The 17,890-nt window shown below is 73.6% G+C and carries 17 protein-coding genes; 4 read left to right on the top strand and 13 right to left on the bottom strand.

Annotated features, from left to right (window positions below; translation table 11 throughout):
* Nucleotides 1-1,408 precede the first annotated feature (1,408 nt).
* From ACIPAE_RS18565 to ACIPAE_RS18545, 5 genes are all read right to left on the bottom strand, one after another.
* A complete protein-coding gene (locus tag ACIPAE_RS18565) occupies nucleotides 1,409-2,431 on the bottom strand; it encodes a MerR family transcriptional regulator (RefSeq protein ID WP_402446334.1) in 1,023 nt (340 codons plus the stop codon).
* A 3-nt stretch (nucleotides 2,432-2,434) separates the two neighbouring features.
* Nucleotides 2,435-3,244 (bottom strand): HEAT repeat domain-containing protein, encoded by an 810-nt coding sequence (locus tag ACIPAE_RS18560; protein ID WP_402446332.1) that lies wholly within the window; start codon nucleotides 3,242-3,244, stop codon nucleotides 2,435-2,437.
* 103 nt (nucleotides 3,245-3,347) lie between these two features.
* Entirely contained in the window at nucleotides 3,348-4,106 is a 759-nt protein-coding gene (locus ACIPAE_RS18555) for a VOC family protein (protein ID WP_402446329.1), read from the bottom strand.
* Nucleotides 4,107-4,225: 119 nt separating this feature from the next.
* Nucleotides 4,226-4,789: a nitroreductase family protein gene (locus ACIPAE_RS18550; RefSeq protein WP_329361291.1), complete on the bottom strand. Its 564-nt coding sequence runs from the start codon at nucleotides 4,787-4,789 to the stop codon at nucleotides 4,226-4,228.
* A 532-nt stretch (nucleotides 4,790-5,321) separates the two neighbouring features.
* A complete protein-coding gene (locus ACIPAE_RS18545; RefSeq protein ID WP_402446326.1) occupies nucleotides 5,322-6,236 on the bottom strand; it encodes an NmrA/HSCARG family protein in 915 nt (304 codons plus the stop codon).
* A gap of 99 nt (nucleotides 6,237-6,335) precedes the next feature.
* Here ACIPAE_RS18545 and ACIPAE_RS18540 point away from each other — a divergent pair, with 99 nt between their 5' ends.
* On the top strand, nucleotides 6,336-6,953 hold the full coding sequence (locus ACIPAE_RS18540) for a TetR/AcrR family transcriptional regulator (RefSeq protein WP_402446323.1): 618 nt from the start codon (nucleotides 6,336-6,338) through the stop codon (nucleotides 6,951-6,953).
* Between the two features lie 314 nt (nucleotides 6,954-7,267).
* Here ACIPAE_RS18540 and ACIPAE_RS18535 read toward each other — a convergent pair whose 3' ends face one another.
* Together ACIPAE_RS18535 and ACIPAE_RS18530 are read right to left on the bottom strand one after the other, a co-directional pair.
* Nucleotides 7,268-7,843 (bottom strand): DUF6817 domain-containing protein, encoded by a 576-nt coding sequence (locus tag ACIPAE_RS18535; RefSeq protein ID WP_329361299.1) that lies wholly within the window; start codon nucleotides 7,841-7,843, stop codon nucleotides 7,268-7,270.
* The gene (locus ACIPAE_RS18530) at nucleotides 7,843-8,736 is read right to left on the bottom strand and encodes a ketopantoate reductase family protein (RefSeq protein WP_402446320.1); all 894 of its coding nucleotides are present in this window, start codon (nucleotides 8,734-8,736) and stop codon (nucleotides 7,843-7,845) included. Before ACIPAE_RS18530 ends, ACIPAE_RS18535 begins: the two co-directional genes overlap by 1 nt.
* Nucleotides 8,737-8,966: 230 nt before the next feature.
* Between ACIPAE_RS18530 and ACIPAE_RS18525 the strand changes: the two genes are divergently transcribed.
* Nucleotides 8,967-9,866, top strand: a complete 900-nt coding sequence (locus tag ACIPAE_RS18525) for a LysR family transcriptional regulator (protein WP_402446317.1) — start codon at nucleotides 8,967-8,969, stop codon at nucleotides 9,864-9,866.
* A gap of 127 nt (nucleotides 9,867-9,993) precedes the next feature.
* Here ACIPAE_RS18525 and tpg read toward each other — a convergent pair whose 3' ends face one another.
* From tpg to ACIPAE_RS18500, 5 genes are all read right to left on the bottom strand, one after another.
* Entirely contained in the window at nucleotides 9,994-10,551 is a 558-nt protein-coding gene (gene tpg / locus ACIPAE_RS18520; RefSeq protein ID WP_366411986.1) for a telomere-protecting terminal protein Tpg, read from the bottom strand.
* 3 nt (nucleotides 10,552-10,554) lie between these two features.
* Nucleotides 10,555-12,753 (bottom strand): telomere-associated protein Tap, encoded by a 2,199-nt coding sequence (gene tap, locus ACIPAE_RS18515; RefSeq protein ID WP_402446314.1) that lies wholly within the window; start codon nucleotides 12,751-12,753, stop codon nucleotides 10,555-10,557.
* Between the two features lie 205 nt (nucleotides 12,754-12,958).
* Nucleotides 12,959-13,711, bottom strand: a complete 753-nt coding sequence (locus tag ACIPAE_RS18510; protein WP_402446312.1) for a GNAT family N-acetyltransferase — start codon at nucleotides 13,709-13,711, stop codon at nucleotides 12,959-12,961.
* A 243-nt stretch (nucleotides 13,712-13,954) separates the two neighbouring features.
* On the bottom strand, nucleotides 13,955-14,419 hold the full coding sequence (locus tag ACIPAE_RS18505) for a cold-shock protein (RefSeq protein ID WP_402446309.1): 465 nt from the start codon (nucleotides 14,417-14,419) through the stop codon (nucleotides 13,955-13,957).
* A 154-nt stretch (nucleotides 14,420-14,573) separates the two neighbouring features.
* Entirely contained in the window at nucleotides 14,574-14,834 is a 261-nt protein-coding gene (locus ACIPAE_RS18500; protein ID WP_402446306.1) for a hypothetical protein, read from the bottom strand.
* 286 nt (nucleotides 14,835-15,120) lie between these two features.
* On the opposite strand from ACIPAE_RS18500, the gene ACIPAE_RS18495 reads away from it, so the two are divergent.
* Nucleotides 15,121-15,879 (top strand): thioesterase II family protein, encoded by a 759-nt coding sequence (locus ACIPAE_RS18495; protein ID WP_402446304.1) that lies wholly within the window; start codon nucleotides 15,121-15,123, stop codon nucleotides 15,877-15,879.
* A gap of 158 nt (nucleotides 15,880-16,037) precedes the next feature.
* Nucleotides 16,038-16,793 carry a GntR family transcriptional regulator gene (locus ACIPAE_RS18490; protein WP_328473481.1) on the top strand — a complete coding sequence of 252 codons (756 nt, stop codon included), beginning with the start codon at nucleotides 16,038-16,040 and terminating at the stop codon, nucleotides 16,791-16,793.
* A 117-nt stretch (nucleotides 16,794-16,910) separates the two neighbouring features.
* On the opposite strand, the gene ACIPAE_RS18485 is transcribed toward ACIPAE_RS18490, so the two are convergent.
* Complete coding sequence (locus ACIPAE_RS18485) at nucleotides 16,911-17,855, bottom strand: zinc-binding dehydrogenase (protein WP_366411980.1); 945 nt, start codon at nucleotides 17,853-17,855, stop codon at nucleotides 16,911-16,913.
* Nucleotides 17,856-17,890: the final 35 nt, after the last annotated feature.

Below are 17,890 nucleotides of genomic sequence, written 5' to 3'. Positions count from 1 at the left end.
GCGGCCCGTCGGCGCCCGCCGTTTCATCGACCGTTTCATCCTGCAACCGGTCAGCCGGGAGGAGCGGAACGGGCAACCCCGGGTCCGAATCGGGTGGGATCTGCCGAGCCCCCGTCACCGCTCCCCCGCGCTCCCCCGCCTCTCGCGTACGCGGGAAGATCCGCCGAACGGCATGTTCCGCGACCAAGGCCGCAGCCAGGACAAAGAGGGGCGGTCCGCGCGATCGGTGTCGAAGCGGTCGGAGCGGCCCGAGCAGCCCCGAGCCGTCGGGGCGGGCCCGCGTAGGGCCGCACGGCGGCGGGGCCCGCCGGGGCGCCGCTCGCACCGGGGGCGGGCGGCGCTACGCGATCGGAGCCGAGCGCCGTTACATGGCAGCGCCCCGCCGTCCGCGCCCCGGCCGCCCCGCGCGGCGAACGGCGCCGTCGCCCCCGCGCACCTCGAATTCCCCTTCGCCGAATGCCGGAACGCCCCAACAGGACACCATCGGGGAAACGCCACGACGGCCGGGAGGTCACCATTTCCGGAACAACGCGCTTTTCCTTTCCGAAAGGCCGTCAGGGTCGGCGATGGATTCCTCCCGCCTCCCCCGTACATTCCGCGTTGCGTACGGGATTCGGCCGCCGTCAATGCCGGGATTTCACGGTGCCGGCCACCGCCCGCCGAGATGCCGCTTCTCGGGAACCGTCACCGCGCGGCGGAACGGCAGAGCTCGGGCGTCCTCGCAGGCAGCGGCGTACCGGCCGGTATCGGACCGCGCGCCCGGGCGCCGCCTCGCTCCACCGCGGCCACGCCCGCTCGTAAGGCCGCCGTCCGGCGCGGGGTCCGTACCAATTGTTCTGCGCCGGGCGGGCGGTGAGGAGCGTGTACCGTCAACCGACTTTCCTGACGACCGGACGTTTGGTCGGGCGGCGGCAATTCGCCGACCGCACGGCGACCGCGCGATCGCGGATGGTCACCGGAATTGTGGGCGGACGCCGAAGAGCGGAGCAAGCCACCCGACCGATAACCGGAGGCGGAACCGGCGGTCGAACCGGAGTCGTCCGCGGAACGCGGGGCCCAAAGCGGAATCGCGGAGCGCCGGTTGGCGCTCGCGCGTGGCGGCTGCGGCGCCCGGCGTATCGCGGTGGCGGTGAGGTCGCCGAACCGGGTGGCCTTCGATCAGGTGTCCGAGGCGAGGCCGACCCGTTCCCGGGCGGAACCGGAGTCCTCGACGCCCGCGGCGGTCCCGAGGGTCGAGCCCGGTCGGCGGTCACCGCGCCACGGCTCAAGCGCGCGCAACAGCCCGTCGCCCCAGGCCGGTTCAGCGGGGACCCATCAGCCCGACGGGGAGCCGGCAGTTCGGCGGGGACCCGGCAGCTCAGCGGGGACCCGGCAGCTCAGCGCAGACCCGATAGCTCGGCGCGAACCGTCATGGCGCGTCGCGCCGTTGGAGGAGGTACACCGCGGTCAGCGCGACGGCGCGGTCCGCGTCATGCGACAGCTCCCTCAAGGCCGCGGTCACCGTCGTCCCGGGGATGCCCGCGAGCGCCTGGGTCAGCCGTCCGCGTGCGGGTGCCTGCTCGGCGCCCGGGGCGAGGCGGTCGACGAGGCCGGTCGCGATCCGGTCGGCCGTCGCGGTGTCGCCCGTGCCCGTGCCCGATGTGCTCAACCTGCTCAGCGCGTCGGCCGCGTCGGTGTCGTTGCGACCCGCCACGATCATGTCGACGAGCGTCGGGACGGCGTCGGCCTCACCACGTGTGCCGAGTTCCAGCGCCGCGTGCCCGCGGACCGCCGGGTCGGGACTCGCCAGCGCCTCCCGCAGCCGGTCGGTGGCCTCCGCGCCGGTCAGCTCGGCGAGCGCCCGGACCGCGCGTTCCCGCACCGCGGCCAGCGGCGAATCGAGCCCTTCCGCCAGCAGCGCGGGAGCGCCGTCGTCCGATCGCGCCAGCGCCCATCGAAGGGCCCCCGCGACGTTCGGGTCCGTCTCGCTCAGTACCGCCTGGACCAGGGCCTCCACCGGCACCTGGACCTCGCCGGCCGAGGAGAGCGCCGCGCGTTGGCGTGCGTCGGCGCTCTTCGAGCCCAGGGACCGCAGGAGCGCGATGACCCGCAGGACGTCGTCCCAGCCGGCGGGCTCCGCGGCATCGATCCGGCGCAGCCGCGTGAGCAGTTCGGTCTCCGCCGCGATGCGTTCGCGGGTCTGGCGGATGAGGTCGCCGACGAGCGCGGAGGGGGTCAGGCCGGGGTCGTCGAGCGCGCGGCCGACCTCGCGCAGCGGCAGGCCCAGCGAGCGCAGGCTCTCGATGTCGAGGACCCGCCGGACGTCCTCCCGGGAGTACTCCCGGTAACCGGCGCCGGTGCGGCCCGTCGGGCGCAGCAGCCCGAGCGACTCGTAGTGCCGCAGCATGCGGGCGCTCACCCCGGAGCGCCGCGCCACCTCACCGATCAGCACGTCCTACGGTCCCTCCTGGCCGGCCCGACCCGAGACGCCGGGGTCGCCGGAATCACCGGACGGACCCGACCGACCCGACGGACCCGCCTCGCCCGCCTGACCGGCCTGCCCCGCCTCGCCGAGCGCCACCGCGCGCTTCGCCTCCTCGACCGCGAACTCGAACCCCGATTCCGGGTCACGCAGCAGCCCCTCCGTGGCGAGGGCGTGCGTACGCGTGCGCGGGTCGGGGTCCGCGCTTGCGACGCGCAGCGCCGGCAGCACCGCTTCGTCCAGCGCGACCAGCGCGACCAGCGCCCGGCTCAGGCTCAGCCGGGTCTCCCGCCCGCCGCGCCCCAACTGCGTCACCAACACCGCGGCCAGCGCGGCCTCCTCGCCTTCCGGCACCAGCACGACCGCGGTCCGCCAGGCGCACCGCGCCACCTCGTCGTCGGCGTCGGACAGCAGCTCGCGGGTGATGGCCGGCCACGCCCGCCGGTCGCCGATCTTGGACAGCGTGTGCAGCGCCTGGCTCCGCGCCTGCGCACGCTTCGAGCGGAGCTCGCGGAGCAGCCCGGGAAGCGTCAGGGACACCGGGTGCCGGGTGAGCGCCCAGGTCAGCGTGTCGCGGACGAAGAACTCGGGCTCGACCGCGCACCGCTCGACGAGCGGGCCGACGAAGCGCGGGTCCGGCGCCGTGCCGGCCGCGAGAGCGGCGCGCAGCCGCACCGACGAACGCCCGTCCGCCAGCGCCTCGATGGCTCGTACGACATCCGCGTCCCCTGCCGTGATCGTCACCGCGACCACCTCCTCGGCAAGGAGTGAAGACCTTGTCACCGTGTCAAGGTCAAACCGTCCGGGCCGAACGGACCCCGCCACGCGTGCACCCGCCGACGTGCCGGGACGCCCGGGTGTCGGGGCTCCCGCGTACCCGGCGCCGTCACGACTCCGCGTCCGCGTCCGGCAGGGCGAGGACGCAGAACTCGTGCCCCTCCGGGTCGGCCAGGCACGTCCACGGGACGTCGCCCTGCCCGAGGTCGAGGTCGGTGGCGCCGAGCGCCCGCAGCCGGGCCACCTCCGCGGCCTTGTCGTCACCGGGGTACGGCAGCAGGTCGAGGTGGACGCGGTCCGGCACGGTCTTGGCGTCGGGCCCGCGCAGGAACTCCAGATACGGTCCGCCGCCCCGGGCCGAACGCAGCACCGCGTGGTCGTCGTCCACCTCGTGCACGGTCCAGTCCGTCGCCGCGCCCCAGAACCCGGCCATGGCCCGCGCATCGACGCAGTCGACCACCACCGCGGCGATCGGGCCGGTGTCCCGGTAGACCTCCCGGGGCTCCAGCACGCAGAACTCGTTGCCCTCCGGGTCGGCGAGGACCGTCCACGGCACCTCGCCCTGGCCCACGTCGGCGGGCGTCGCCCCGAGCGCCCGCAGCCGCGCGACCAGCTCCGCCTGATGGGCCCAGGAGGTGCTGGCGAGATCGAGGTGCACGCGGTTCTTCGTCGGCGTCTTGGGTTCCGGCACGGGCACGACCTCGACACCGAGCACGACCGGGTCCGGCCAGACCAGGTCGCCGGACGGTCCGGCGTACGTGGTCACGCCGCCGCTGTGGGCGCTCCAGCCGAGCGCCTCCGCCCAGAACCGGCCGACCGCCGAGGCGTCAAGGGCCTTGAAGTTCACCTGCACAGGTCGCAGCGCCATCCGGCGATCCTATCCACGGTCCACGCGCGGACGGCCGCGGGCACGGCCCCGCCGGACCGGCGCCCACCGCCCCCGGCCCGGTGCGCCTGCCCCGCCTGCCACCCCGCTCCCGCGCTCGGCTACCGCGCCGCCGACCACGGACCGGAACGCAGCTCCGCGACGCTTCGCCGCTCGCGGCCCTCCGGCGCCCCGCCGGCGGCCTTGCCCACCGCGACCATCGAGACGATCGCCCAGCCCGGTTGCGGGTCCAGCTCCTTGCTGAGCCCCTCCAGGTCGAAGGCCCGGAACTGGTGCGAGTCCAGCCCCAGAGCCTGGGCCTGGATGGTCATGTGCGCCACCGCCTGGCCCAGGTCGTAGTCCGCGAACTCGGAGTAGAGCAGTTGCTGCGTGGCGTCCACGTGGCGGCGCGTCAAGGTGACGACGAGCAGGCCCGCGTCCGTCGCCCACCGTGCGGAACTCGGCGCGAGGTGCGGAACGATCCGGTCGTGCTCCGCTTCACCCGGCCTGCCGGTGAAGAACCCCCACGGCTGGGAGTTCCCCGCCGACGGCGCCCACCGCGCGGCTTCCAGCAGCAGCCCGAGAGCGTGGTCGTCGACGGCAGCCGAGGGGTCGAACCCGTAGGGGCTGAAGCGCCCGGCAAGCAGCGGGTGTATGCCCCCGCTCGGCTGGAGAGGTCCCTTCACGTCCTGCCCCAACCGGCCACCGGGTGCGCGTATTCCAGCGGCACGGAGCCCGAGCCCCGCACCGAGCCCGCACCGAGCCCGCGGTGCCCCTTCGTTGCCGGCCACGAGCTGGGCGCGACTCCGGCTGAAGGGCGCCGGCCACTCCATGCCGTGGGCGGCCGCCCGCGGCCCTCTCGCTCGGCGACGAGGTCGCCGACACGGCAGGGCGAGCCTGGCGCTTCGAGGGACCCTGGAACCGGCTCGCCTTCGACGGCGCGCCGACCGGAGCGGGCCCCGAGTGGCCGCTCATCCTGTTGACCCGCGACCGGGCGCCGTGTTCCCACGCGGACGCCGAGGCCGTGGCCGCGAGCACGGCGACCGGTTCCCACCAGGGGACCGTACGGCAGTGGACGTCCCTCACGGACTGCGCCGAGGCACGTTGTCTGCCACAGAGGCAGGCTCGCCGTCACCGCGGGCTTCGACCTGGTGGCGGTTGCGGTGGACGCATCCGTGGTCGGTCGTCACCGACTCCGGGGTGACGACCGGCAGGTCCCTAGCCGGCCACGGGTGCCAACTGCTCATCCGCCCACTCGGCGAAGGTGGTGAGCGGGATGCCCAACTCCTGGGCGAATGCGGGCCGGGCGGGCTGCAGGACCGCGTTGTTCCACTCGTGTCCGGCTCCCCACTTCGGCATGCCCGCGTCGAGGGCCTCTTCCACGGTCATGGAAGGCGCGGTCACGGGCACGCCCCAGGCCGCGGACAAGGTCTGCGCGATCTGCTCCATCGTGCGCAAGTCACCGGCCAGTTCCAGCTCCACCTGGTGGAAGCGGTCGGGGTACCGGAGGGCGTGCGCCGCGGCCGTGCCGATGTCCCGCACGGCCACCAGGGCCAGTTCGGTGTCCGGCTTCAGTACCGTCAGCAGTCCGCCGCGGGGCCCCTTGGGCGCCAGCATGGGCAGGTTCTCCATGAAGAAGGCGGGCTTGATCACCGTCCAGCGGGCGAAACCCGCACCCCGTACCGCCTCCATGATCGCCTGCTTGGTGTCGAAGTAGTCCGCCATCGCCGCCCAGCGGCCCTCGGCCCAGCCGGCGACCCGGGTGTGCTCACCGACCCCACTGGTCGAGGACTGTACGAACTGCCGTACTCCTCCGGCCTTCGCCGCGTCCACCAGGTTGGTGGCCTGGGCGAGTTCGCCCGCGAAGTCCACGCTGGTCTCGGTCATGGGCGGCATCTGCACCGAGAACACCGCGCGGACCCCCTCGACCGCCGGGCCGAGGGAGGCCCGGTCGGAAAGATCCGCCCGCACCAGTTCGGCACCCAGCGCCTCGATCGCCTGGGCGGGCCGCGACCCCGGATCGCGTACGAGCGCACGTACCGGCACGTCGGCGGCCAGAAGTGCGCGGGCCGTGGCCCCGCCTTGCTGGCCGGTGGCGCCGGTGACCAGGACGATTTCGCTGCTGCTGGGCATGGAGGTGCTCCTCGCGGACCGGAGAGAGAAAACGGCGGGGCCCGCCGTTTCGCGTACCGCTAAGATATGGCGTGGCCCGCCGTTTAGCAATGAGGGATCATGACCGGACAGCGCTCGGACGCCCGACGCAACTACCAGCGCATCCTCGCCGTCGCCGAGGCCGAGGTCGCCGCGCACGGGGCCGAGGCATCCCAGGAGCAGATCGCCCGCACCGCAGGCGTCGGTTCGGCGACCGTGCGCCGTCACTTCCCCACCCGCCGTGCCCTTCTCGAAGCGGTCTTCCAGGAGCGCATCGAGGGGCTGTGCGAGCGCGCCCAGCGGCTGAGTGCGACCGAGGACGGCCGGACCGCACTCCTGGAGTGGCTCCACTCCTTCGTCCTCTACGCCGTCTCGGCCCGCGGCTTCGCCCATATCCTCAGCTACGAGCCCCCCACCGAGAATCCCGCCCCGAGCAGCTGTGGCAGCAGGATCGAAGCGGCCGGAACTCCCCTGCTCCAGCGGGCCATTCGCGACAAGGCGGTCGCGCCGCACGTCACCTTCCACGACCTGCTGACCTTGTCCGTCGGCATCGCCCTGGCCACCGAGCACCACCAGGACCCCGATGCCCAGGCCGGCCGCCTCTTCCGCCTCGCGGTGGAAGGGCTCAGCCCTGAGCAGGGCACGGCCAAGGTGCCCGGGAGCGCGGGCTCATCCGGCGTCTCCGGTGACGACTCCTGAGCTTCGGCGCACCGAGGCCGCGCTGCGCCGAATTCCACGGGTACCCCGCAGGCGGCCGGATGGGCCAGCACTTGTTCCTGCGGGGTCTTGGTGACCAGGCAGAGGTCGGCGCTGCCGGGGGTGGGTCGGGCGGCGTGGGAAAGGTGTTCGCGGCCTGCCCGGTGGAGGTTGATCCTGCTGCCGCCGAAGCTCGGCGCGCGGCGCCCCTCCCCGAAGGTGACGGGCCGTATGCCGAGGACCTGCTGGTAGAAGGTAGAAGGCGGTGGTCCGCTCGACGTCGGTGACGGTCGGCACCAGGTGGTCCAGGCCGCTGATCACGACCCCGGCTCGGGGGCGTACCGGGCCAGATGTTCGGCGCAGGCGTTCCACGCGGGCGCGGACAGCAGATCGCGTGAGCGGGCGAACAGGCGGTAGAGGGCCGGGCCGTGGCGTTCGGCCAGCCCGACGTGGTGGGCCAGCACGTCGAGTTCGTTGGCGGCCGTGATCTCCACGATGGCGCGCAGGTCCGCCTCGGCCGGAGTGTGTTCCCGGCCCGTGAAGCGGTCATGGAAGACCACCGGAAGTCCGGTGCCCAGGAGCGGATAGACGGCCGACCGGTCGCAGCTTGCGTACAGGTACACCAGGGCCTCCGCGCGATCGCCGATCAGTTCGGCGAGCACCCCGCGCTCGGTGATGCCCAGGAGCGACCCGTCGAATCCGTCCGTTCCGTAGGTGGCGTGGCACAGCCCCGCGAGCTGGACGTCCGGGTCGGCGTCCCAGGCGGAGAGCAAGCGGGCGACGCGGTGCAGGTGGTCCAGGAGCGTTCCGCCCGGATGGGCTGTCCGGGCGGCGCCGCGGGCGGCCAGGAACTCCTCGGCCCGGGGCCGTCGTGCCGGGGCGGGCCGCCTCATCAGGCCACCCGCTGTGCGGACTGCGCCACCTCGGCGACCAGTCGGGCGGTGGCCGGGACCGCGATGCCGTGAGCGGCTCCGGCGCGCAGGACGGCTCCGCCGATGGCGTCGAGTTCGAGCGGACGGCCGGCCTCGGCGTCGCGCTGCATCGAGGACCTCATCGTCGCGGGGACGCGGTCGAAGAAGGAGAGCAGCCCCTCGGCGCTCACCGGCGTGCCGGCGGCGAGGGCTACGGCCGCGATCTCGTCGAGGACGGTGAGCAGCTCGGGCCGGTGCCGGTCACGGACGGCACCGACGTCGGACTGGTGGCGGGTGGTCAGCAGGGCGAACGGAGCGAGGAAGGCCAGCTTGTCCCAGAGCATCGCGCTCTCGTCCTCGCGTACGGTCACGCCCAGACCGGCCTGTCGCAGCAGCTCCACCAAGTCCTCCAGGGGGGCGGCGAGTTCAAGGTCGGCGAAAGGGCTGGTGTGGGCGATGCGGCCAGGCGCCGTGCGGGTGGCCTCGACCCGGATGGTGCCCGCGACGACCTGGGCAGAGGGGAAGCGCTTGCGCAGTACGGCGAGATGGTCGAGGCCGTTGAGCAGCGGTACCACGGCCGCCGTGCCGAGCACCTCGGCCGGGATGCGGTCGAGCGCCTCGGCGAGCGCGGTCTGCTTGACCGTCACGAAGACGGCGTCTACCGGCTCGCGCAACTCGGTGTCGGACTCCACCGCCGCGGTGAACTCCCCGTACCGGTTGCTGTCGACGCGCAGCCCGTCCTGGCGCAGCACGGCAACGGTCTGTTCCCCCGCCAGGCACACGACGCGGTGTCCGGCACGGGCGAGCAGCGCGCCGACCAGCCCGCCGACGCCGCCTGGGCCGAGAACCGCCACGGTCGTCCTGCTGGTGCTCATGTGTGCTCCTATCCGGGAAGTCAATGAGTCGAGAGGTGGGGCGGCGGGGGCCGGGAAGCCGGTCGGGCCCGTGGTGGGTCGGCACCCGCCCGCATGCAGGACCGCGTCCGGATCGCGGAAGAGACAGCGGGCGGGTTGCCGCCCTGGGCCCGGAACGATGATCAAACCTGCCGGGACCCAAGTCAATCCACGGGTTTGCTAGGGCATACCCAAGCAATAACTTGGGTCCCGTGACAATTGACGATCTCCGTGCCTTTGCCGCCGCCTGCCGAACCGGTTCGCTCAGCGGTGCCGCCCGTGACCTGGGCTGTACGCAGTCGGCCGTCAGCCAGCATGTGAAGCGACTCGAGCGGGAACTGGGACTCAGCCTGCTCGAACGCCACCCGCGCGGGATTGCGCCGACCTCGGCAGGGCGGCTGCTGCACACGGCGGTGACCGAGGGCCTGGGGCGCATCGACCAGGCAGTGCGCCGGATCGAGGAACTCGCCCGCGCAGAGGGCGGATCAGTACGGGTCACCACCGGCGCCACGACCGTCCGGCACTTCATGGCCGCCGCGGTGGTCGACTTCCGCCGGCGCTTCCCCCGAGCCAGTCTCGAGTTCCAGACCGAGACCTCCAGCCGCGGCTGCTTCGACGCGCTCACCGTCGGCGCGGTGGACCTCGCCTGGATCACCCTGCGGTCGGCAGGCAGCGCCGTGGAGCAGCGCCCCGTCGTCCACCTGCCCTGGTCACTCGCCGTCGCGGCCGGCGACCCCCTCGCCGCAAAATCCTTCATCGAACCCGCTGACCTGCAAGATGCCCGGCTCATCGGCCTGCCAGAAAACTCGACCGCGCGTATCCAACTCGGCTCATGGCTCGCCGAATCGGGCATCCGGCCGATCTTCGACACCAGCGTCACCGACTGGGACACCGCGATCCTGCTGGCCGAACTCGGGCTCGGCCACGCGCTCGTCCCGACCCTGCCCGAGTGGACCGGCCCCGGCCACCCCGACCTGCGGCTGATCCCGATCCCCGCCCTCCCCGCGCTCACCGCGGGCTGGGCCGTCCGCCGCTGGGACGCCCTCTCCCCACTGGCCCGCGCCTTCGCCGACACCGTCGCCCGCCACTGCGCCCGCCAGGCCGGAAAGTGAAGCCGCAAACGGCGGATCAACCCTCCATGCACTCACAGCCCGCCGGTGATAGCAATCCCGCCTATATGACAACCATCGTGCTTCGGCTCAACACGCGCCCACGCCCGCGCCCTGACCGGACGGGGGCTCAGAAGTCCAGTTCGACGTAGTCGATGTCGGTGAACTCGACCTCCAGGTCGTGGGCGCGGCGGCCGCGGTCCTTGAAGTAGACCTCCTGGAGACCCTCGGCGGCGATCGCCTGGAGCTGCTGCTCGGTGGCGCCGGCGGACTGCGCGTCGAACAGGCGGGCCGCGTAGGCGGGGGGCAGGTGCTGGGTGAGGCGGCGCATCCGGCCGTCGTCGGTCGAGCCGGGGGCCGCGGTGAACCCGAACCGGGCACGGGTCTCGATCACGATGCCGCCCGACGTGGCGGCCCGTTTCCGCGCCCGCTGCCGCACGCGGGGCTGCCAGTCCTTGCGGACCTCCTGCTCCAGCCGCGCCGCGAGGTCCTTGCGCGGCCGGCGCAGCGTGCCCTTGACGTAGCGCTCCACCGTGCGCTGGGAGATCCCGAGCCGGGCGGCGACCGCGCGGGTGGAGCCCTTCTCCGTCCTGAGCAGGAACCGCATCCGCGCGCCCGCGCTCTTCGGCAGCGGGCGGGTCGCGGTGGCCGCGCTCGCCCGGTCCAGGCTGTCCTGGATGACGCCCACCGGCTACTCCCCCTCGTCCAGGACCGCGTCCCCGCCCTTGACGTGCCGGGCCGGGTTGTGCTGCTGCTCCAGCAACTCCACTGCCCAGTACAGCGGTTGGGTGCCCTCGTGCTTGACCATCCCCGGGGACACCCCGAGCCGGAAGGTGCCCGGCGCGGGCTTGCCCGCAGGATCGTAGGACAGCACGTCCAGGGGCGACGGCCCGGCCGACGGGTAGACGGCGCAGTCCGACAGCACCGCGATCGGCAGCACCGCGTCCGCGCCGAACACCACCGCCCCCGACGGCGGCGGGCCGCCGCTCGTGGCCAGCGCGGTCCTGACGAGCTTGCGGTGCATGTTGACGCGGGCGGTGGAGATGACCGCGGCCCGGATGTCGGGCCGCCAGCTCGGGCGTTCCAGCGCCGGCCAGCGCTCGCCGGGCCGGTACTTCGCGCCCTGGGGGCGTTCGCGGAGCTTGCCGATGCCGCCCTTGACCGTCGACTTGATCGCGGACAGCACCGCCGCCATCCCCGGGTCGCCCGCCTTGTGGGTCGCCATCGCGGCGAGGAAGTCGCCGGGCGCCAGGTCGGCGGTCACCCCGAGGTCTGCCATCGTCGCCTTGTACGCCTCCGCCAGGTGCTTGTACCAGGGGTCGAGGTACGGGCCCGCCGCGCGCCGTAGCCACGCCTCGACGGGGTCGAGCCGCACCGGCAGCCGGTACGTGTCGATCAGCTCCTGCGCGTACGCCACCGTCGGGGTGGCGTACCAGGCAGGGCCCTCGGGGCGCCGGCCGTGCGGGGTGAACGGTGACGGCAGCCGCGGGTCCAGCTCGATCCCGGACAGGTCCACCAGCCAGCAGCCGGGCACCGTCTTGTCGAACCGCGGCGAGCGTACGTACTCGGGTCCGGACAGGCCCACGACCAGGCGGTTGGCGGCGGCGAGGAACGCGGTGTTCACGTCGATGCCGACCGCGAACTGCCGCGCGCACTCGGCGTCGGTGAGCAGTTCGGTGGCGCGGACCCAGTCGTACGCCTCCTCGTCGAGGACCTCGGCCGGGGTGCGCTCGTGGGTACGGGGGTGGAGCGCCGCGACGACCGGGTGTTCGTCCGGGGCCTCCGGCGGCGCCGGGTCCACCGCCACGGTCAGCGAGCCCGGTACCGGACCCGACACCCATGTGCCGGTCGCGTCGTCGCGGACCGCCCGCGTCGGCGGCCGCAGCGCCGCCATCAGTTCGAGGCCGGCGACCGCGGTGGACCCGCGCGGGGTCAGCACGCGGGCCGCGTACGCCGAGAGCGCCCGGGCGAGTTCCGCCGGCGGCAACTGGTCGGCCTCGCCCCAGGCACGCGCGTCGAGCGCGCCCCACGGCAGCACCGCGAACTGCACGCACTGCCGTTGCCCGCCCACGGCCGGCCGGTAGATGCGTGCCCACGGCCCGAAGCCGCGCTGGGTGAGCCGCCACTTCGCCTTGCCGATCTGCCGTACGACCTGGTGGTCCTCCGGCAGCCGCATCGAGCGCCGGTCCTCCAGCCGCTCGGGCAGGCCCAGTCGACCGGCCGCCTCGGTGGTGAGCACGACCAGCGGGTCGGAGTCCTTGCCCGAGTGGTGCAGTCGGGCCGCGCCGAGCCTGGCCTCCGCGAGGGTCCACTCGACCAGTTCGGGCAGCGTGCCCGCAGGGCACTGCAGCACCAGGCCGCCGGCGCAGTACAACTGGCCGTCGCCGTCCAGGACGCCGAGCGGGCCGTGCGCGAAGCGGGGGTCGGCGGCGGCCCGGGCCGGGGCCGCCGCGGGGGTGGCGGGTGGCCGTTTCGGCGCGGGGCGCCGCGCGGGCGCCGACCGCGCCATGGGAGTACGCGGCGCGGGGGCGGGGGCGGCGGGGGCCGGGGCAGGTGCCGGCGCGGGCGACGGGGTGGGCGGCGGGGCCGCGACCTCCGCGCCTGCGGACGCCTCCGCGTCGCCCGACGGCGCGGGTGCGGGGAAACGAGCCGCGAGGCCCTCCAGCAGCCGGGCGTACGCGGCACGTTGCGGCGGCCGGGGCTCGCTCAGCCCGGCCTCCCAACGGCCCACCGCTTCACGCCGGGTGTCCACCGCCCCGGCGATCTGTGCCTGGCTCAGCCCGGCCGCCTCCCGCAGCCGCTTCCGCTCGGCGGGCGGCGGCAGATCGTCCGAGGGGACACGCTCCAGCAGCGCGTCGACCGCGCTGAACAGCTCGTTCTCCGTGGGCACAGGACTCACCTCCGCGCCCACCCTAGCCACACCGCACACCGGATCGCGTCCGAATCGCTCAGCGGCCGCCGAAGATCCGCCCCCGACCGAGCCAGGGCGCCCCCATGGGTCCGTGCGGCGGCGAAAAGGGGCGTGCCGTGGGTGGGGCGCTCGGCATCTCGACTCGCCGGCCCACTCCGCCTGCCACGAACCCCAGGTCCAGCGCTCAGGCCGTTGCCTTGTCCGGCAGGCCGAAGAGCGGCAAGCAGGGCCGGAGACCGGCGACGGTGACAGAGACATGCTGGTGTGTCTCCCACCTGGCCCGGCTCAGCCGCAGGCGGCGCATCGTCACGCGGCGACCTCGAACCGCCAGCTGGTCAACGCCGTCGGGTTCGTATCCCAGCTTCCCGGACACGGCGAACGAGGAGGCGTTGTCCTCGAAAGCCCCCGACAGCGCGTCGGCAGCACCCAGCCCGACGAATGCCAGATGCAGCGCGGCGGCACGCATCTCGGTGCCGATTCCCTGCCGCTGATGGCGGATGCCCAGCCAGGAGGCGGTGCTGACCTGCCTCAGCGCGGCGAAGTCACGGGCGGCGATGGCCTGAAGGCCGACGACGCGGCCGTCTTTGAAGACGGAGAGGTTCAGATCCCAGTTGTCCCCGGTCCAGTTCCCCCGCCGCAGCCAGTGGTGCTGCACTACCGAACGCGCCCTCTCGGCAGGCGGCAGATCCGTCCAAGGCACGATGAACGGCATCCTGTCAGGCTCGTGGATGCCCCCGGCCGCCAGGTCGGCCAGTTCACCGAGCTCTTCCTCGGAGGGCAGCCGCAATTCCAGCCGGGGAGTGGTCAGACGCAGGCCCAGCAGGGGCCAGTGGTCCATCAGCATGGTCCAGTGTCCGCGCCCGCCAGGACCGACCGCATCCCGTTTTCCGCCTCGGTCGAGATCCGCCGCCGGGTGCCGGCCGGCCACCTGGTCCACCGGCGGAGCCGGGGCGCGAGCACCGCGCGCACGACCCTGGCCACGCTGCTCGCGCCGGGTCCGTCCCCGTCGCCGGGTCGGCCCCCGTCGCCGGTTTCGGGTTCCAGCACGCGCTGGAGCTGCGCCGGCAGTCGGTGGGTCGACCGCCCGAGCGGGACGAACGTGCCGGCCACCGGGTCGAGCGGTCGACGGAAGGTCAGCCGGTCGAGCGGCCGGTCGGCGGAAGGTCGGGCGGTCGTACGGTCAGCCCTCGACCCAGCCCTGCCGCTTGCCGAACCGCACCAGGCTCTCCCGCACCGCGACGATCTGACGTCCCGTCAACTCCGGTACGCAGCCCAGCAGAAGCTCGGTCAGCTCAGCGCCGTACTCGGTCGCGCCCAGCACGTCGCAGGTCTTCTCCTCGCCGTCCTCGCCGTCCTCGGCCGGCGAGGCGGTCGCCGCGCTCGCCTGCGCGGGCGACGTCCGCTGCCCCGGCACGAGTGCCCGCACCGGCGGGCTCCCCGCCTCCCGCGCGAGCCGCACCTCGGAAGCCTTCGGCCCGCGCTCGCCGTCCTCGACCTCGAACTCCACGGCGAGCCCCGAGTGCACGGACGACTCCGGAATCAGCAGGTCGTTCACATGCAGGAAGACGTCGTCGCCACCGCGGTCCGGGGCGATGAAGCCGTACCCGCGCGTCCCGTCGAACCGGATCACCCGACCGACAGCCATCCTCTGCCCCCCATGACCGAGATTCCACCGGTGTCCCGCCCGACACACTAGGCGAGTTCCCGACCGCACGTCCGCCACTTCACCGACGCGGCCCAACACGGCGGCGGGCAGCGGAAATCCGACGAGCGGGCCGCGGCCACCCCGGCCCCTCCGGTCACTCCGGTCGCTCCGGCTCGATGAGCCGATCCGCCTCCGCCCGGTAGCTCCTGAGGTCCTCCGGATCGAGGAAGGCGGTCAGGGCACCGCAGGACAGGCAGGCCCGGCCCCGGCGCGCCGTGTACTCCGGGCGCCGCCTGAGCACCCCGGGCCGCCGGAACCGCAAGGTGGGGTGGCGCTGGTCGCCGACCCTGTTGTCCGTCATCAACTCACCGAGCGGCCCCAGTTCCCCCGCCCCGCACACGCCGCATCGCAACATGCCACCGAGCGTACGTAGGTCCGCACCCGCGCATGAGGCCGCCGGGTCCAGGTGGGGCTCCGGCCCACGCTCCGGCTCCGGCTCACGCGTGGCCGTGGACGTTGATGACGGCTCCGTCCGCTGCTCGGACGAAGAAGCGCCGGATGCCCCAGGGTCCGGTGGTGAGGGGGTAGACCACGGTGAGACCACGCCGGAGCGCCGCGGCAATGTCCAGTCAACTGCCCAGTGTGCGACCGAGGACCGTCTTGTTATGTTCGGCGGAAGCCGAACTCGACGTTGGAGCAGCATGTCTTCCGTGGAAAGTCAATGGTGCCGCCGCTATGTCCCCGCACAGAACCCGACCGCGCGCCTCGTCTGCCTTCCGCACGCCGGCGGATCGGCGCCCTTCTTCCACCCGGTGGCGACGGCGCTCGGCCGCGAGGTGGACGTGGTGGCGGTGCAGTACCCGGGCCGCCAGGACCGCCGTACCGAGCCGCCGATCACCGACATGTCCGTGCTCGCCGACCGGATGGCCGAGATCCTGCGTGCGGACGACGGGCTCCCGCTGACCTTGTTCGGGCACAGCCTCGGCGCCGTCCTCGCCTTCGAGACCGCCCGCCGGCTGGAGGCCGAGGGCCGGCCGGTGGCGCGGATCGTCCTGTCCGGGCGCCGCGGGCCGTGCACGCACCGGGACGAGGCGCTGCACCTGCTCGACGACGCCGGGCTGATCGCCGAGCTGCGCGCGACCAGCGGCACCCTGTCCGTCCTGCTCGACGACGAGGAGCTGATGCGGGCCGCGCTGCCGGCGCTGCGCGCCGACTACCAGGCCGTCGAGTGCTACACCTGCGATACGGCGGCGAGCGTCAACTGCCCCATCACGGTGCTCACCGGTGACCAGGACCCCAAGGTCACGCTCGACGAGGCGCGCCAGTGGGCGCGGCACACCACCGGCGGGTTCGAGTTCGAGGTGTACCCGGGCGGGCACTTCTTCCTGACCCGGCACATCGAGCCGATCCTCGGCCTGCTGCGCGGGCACCTCGCCGGGACGTCCGCGACCTTGTCGTAGCCGCGGCGCGGGGCGGCGATCCGGACGGCGCCGACCGCCGAAGGGTGCCGGACCGGCTTCGCCACCCCGCGTGGTGGCTTCTGGCCAGAGAGTGGCCGGTGAAGCTAAGGTGATCCGCGCTTGTTCACCGGAGCAGATCACCATGGGGGCTTCACCGTATGACTGACTCGCCTGAGGTCTCCGGCGCCGTACTGCCCGGCTATCCCGAGCCGTTGTGGATTCAGGCGGTCAACGTGATCCGCGGCGAGATCGACCGCGGGGTGCTGCAACCCGGCGGCCGGCTGCCGCCCGAGCGCGAGCTGTGCCGCCAGTTGGGTATCAGCCGGGTGACGTTGCGCAAGGCGCTGGGCAGCCTGGTCGAGGCCGGTGTGCTGAACCCGTCGCACGGGCGCGGCTGGTACGTCGCCCGGAACGCGCAGAAGAAGGAGTGGCCCAACAGCCTGGAGTCGTTCAGCGAGACGGCGACCCGGATGGGCCTCACCCCGCACTCGAAGGTGCTGCGCGCCGAGACCAGTCCGGCCAGCATCGACGAGGCGGAGCAGTTGGGCATCGCCCCGGGCACTCCGCTGTTCCGGCTGGAGCGGGTGCGGTTCCTGGAGGGCGTGCCGATAGCGCTGGACCTGACCCGGCTGCGGCGGGCGCTGGTGCCGGACATCGAGGAGGTCGACTTCCAGGACCGGTCGCTGTACTCGACGCTGTCGGCGGCCGGGGTGGAGCCGGTGCGGGCGGACAGCACGATCGAGGCGACGAAGGCCGACGAGCGGGCGGCCGAGCACCTCGATCTGGCGCCCGGCGACCCGGTGCTCGTGATGCGGCAACTGGCGCTGAGCGCGCAGCAGGAGCCGCTGTTCGTCTCCACGATCCAGTACGCGGGCGACCGCTACCGGCTGCGCACGTCGTTCGCCCGGTCGTAACGGCGCCCGCCGCGCGCGCCTCGGCCACGAGGACGTGGCCGCGTACGTCGTGCGCGCGGCCGTCACACGTACGTCGTCCGCGCGGCCGCCGGCGCGGCCCGGCCACGGCTGCCGGGGTCAGAACAGCACGACGCCCTTGACGAAGTCGGGCCCGGCCTCCTCCATCATCCGGAACGCCTCGTCCACGTCATCGAGCCCGAACCGGTGGGTGATCAGCGGTTCGTAGCTGAAGCGGCGCTCGGCGACCAGGTCGAGGGCCTGGCGCATCGCGGCGAGCAGGCGGGTGCGGTCGGGGCAGAAGCCGTTGACGACGGTGACGGCCTTGTACCAGAGGTCCATGTCCATCTTCGCGTCGCCGGTGTGGTGGTAGCCGACGACGCACAGGGTGCCGAACGGGCGGACCAGGCTGCCCGCGGTCTTCAGCCCGCCGGTGGCCCCGGTCGCCTCCAGGACGATGTCCGGCCGCGCGTCGGTGGCACGGCTGGTATCGGTGCGGTATTCCGCCGGCAGTTCGTCGGGGGCGAAGACCAGGTCGGCGCCGAGGGCGAGCGCGCGCCGGCGGCGGGCCGGGTCGGGGTCCACGCCGACGAGCAGGCCGGGGGCGTGCCGTTTGGCGAGCTGGACGAGGCCGAGCCCCATGAAGCCGAGGCCGACCACGGCGACGCGCGCGCCGGGGGCGATCGGGGTGCGGGACAGGGCCTCTTCGAGGGTCGCGACGGGTTCGCCGATGGCGTGCGCCGGTTCGATGCCCGCCGGCACCGGCAGGACCGCGTTCGCGTCCAGCACCGCGCGGGTCGCGAATCCGTCGCCGCCCAGCCCGGTCACCAGGTCGCCGGGCTGCCAGCGGGCGGCGTCGCGTCCCGTGGCGACGACCCTGCCGACCATCTCGTGGCCGAGCCGCACCGGCGGCGCGGCCGGGTCGTGGGTGAGCCACGGCCCGATGTCCGAGGTGCACACTCCGCAGGCCAGTACGTCCACCAGCACCTGACCGTCGCCGGGGGCCGGGTCGTCGGCGGTGACGACCTCGGAGGTGCGGGGGCCGATCAGTTGACTGAACTTCATACGAGTCTCCTGTCTGAGTGGTGCGGGTCAGTGTA

It is taken from the genome of Streptomyces sp. NPDC087270, from assembly GCF_044744625.1.
GTDB lineage: Bacteria > Actinomycetota > Actinomycetes > Streptomycetales > Streptomycetaceae > Actinacidiphila.
Note: the sequence above shows the minus strand (reverse complement) of the source record. Positions and strands in the feature narration are given on the sequence as shown.

Coding starts and splice junctions, on each gene's coding strand:
- ACIPAE_RS18555 (WP_402446329.1), bottom strand. CDS start 4,106: ATGGCGCTGCGACCTGTGCAGGTGAACTTCAAGGCCCTTGACGCCTCG.
- ACIPAE_RS18530 (WP_402446320.1), bottom strand. CDS start 8,736: ATGAGCACCAGCAGGACGACCGTGGCGGTTCTCGGCCCAGGCGGCGTC.
- ACIPAE_RS18495 (WP_402446304.1), top strand. CDS start 15,121: ATGTCTTCCGTGGAAAGTCAATGGTGCCGCCGCTATGTCCCCGCACAG.
- ACIPAE_RS18540 (WP_402446323.1), top strand. CDS start 6,336: ATGACCGGACAGCGCTCGGACGCCCGACGCAACTACCAGCGCATCCTC.
- ACIPAE_RS18535 (WP_329361299.1), bottom strand. CDS start 7,843: ATGAGGCGGCCCGCCCCGGCACGACGGCCCCGGGCCGAGGAGTTCCTG.
- ACIPAE_RS18500 (WP_402446306.1), bottom strand. CDS start 14,834: ATGTTGCGATGCGGCGTGTGCGGGGCGGGGGAACTGGGGCCGCTCGGT.
- ACIPAE_RS18485 (WP_366411980.1), bottom strand. CDS start 17,855: ATGAAGTTCAGTCAACTGATCGGCCCCCGCACCTCCGAGGTCGTCACC.
- ACIPAE_RS18545 (WP_402446326.1), bottom strand. CDS start 6,236: ATGCCCAGCAGCAGCGAAATCGTCCTGGTCACCGGCGCCACCGGCCAG.
- ACIPAE_RS18505 (WP_402446309.1), bottom strand. CDS start 14,419: ATGGCTGTCGGTCGGGTGATCCGGTTCGACGGGACGCGCGGGTACGGC.
- ACIPAE_RS18490 (WP_328473481.1), top strand. CDS start 16,038: ATGACTGACTCGCCTGAGGTCTCCGGCGCCGTACTGCCCGGCTATCCC.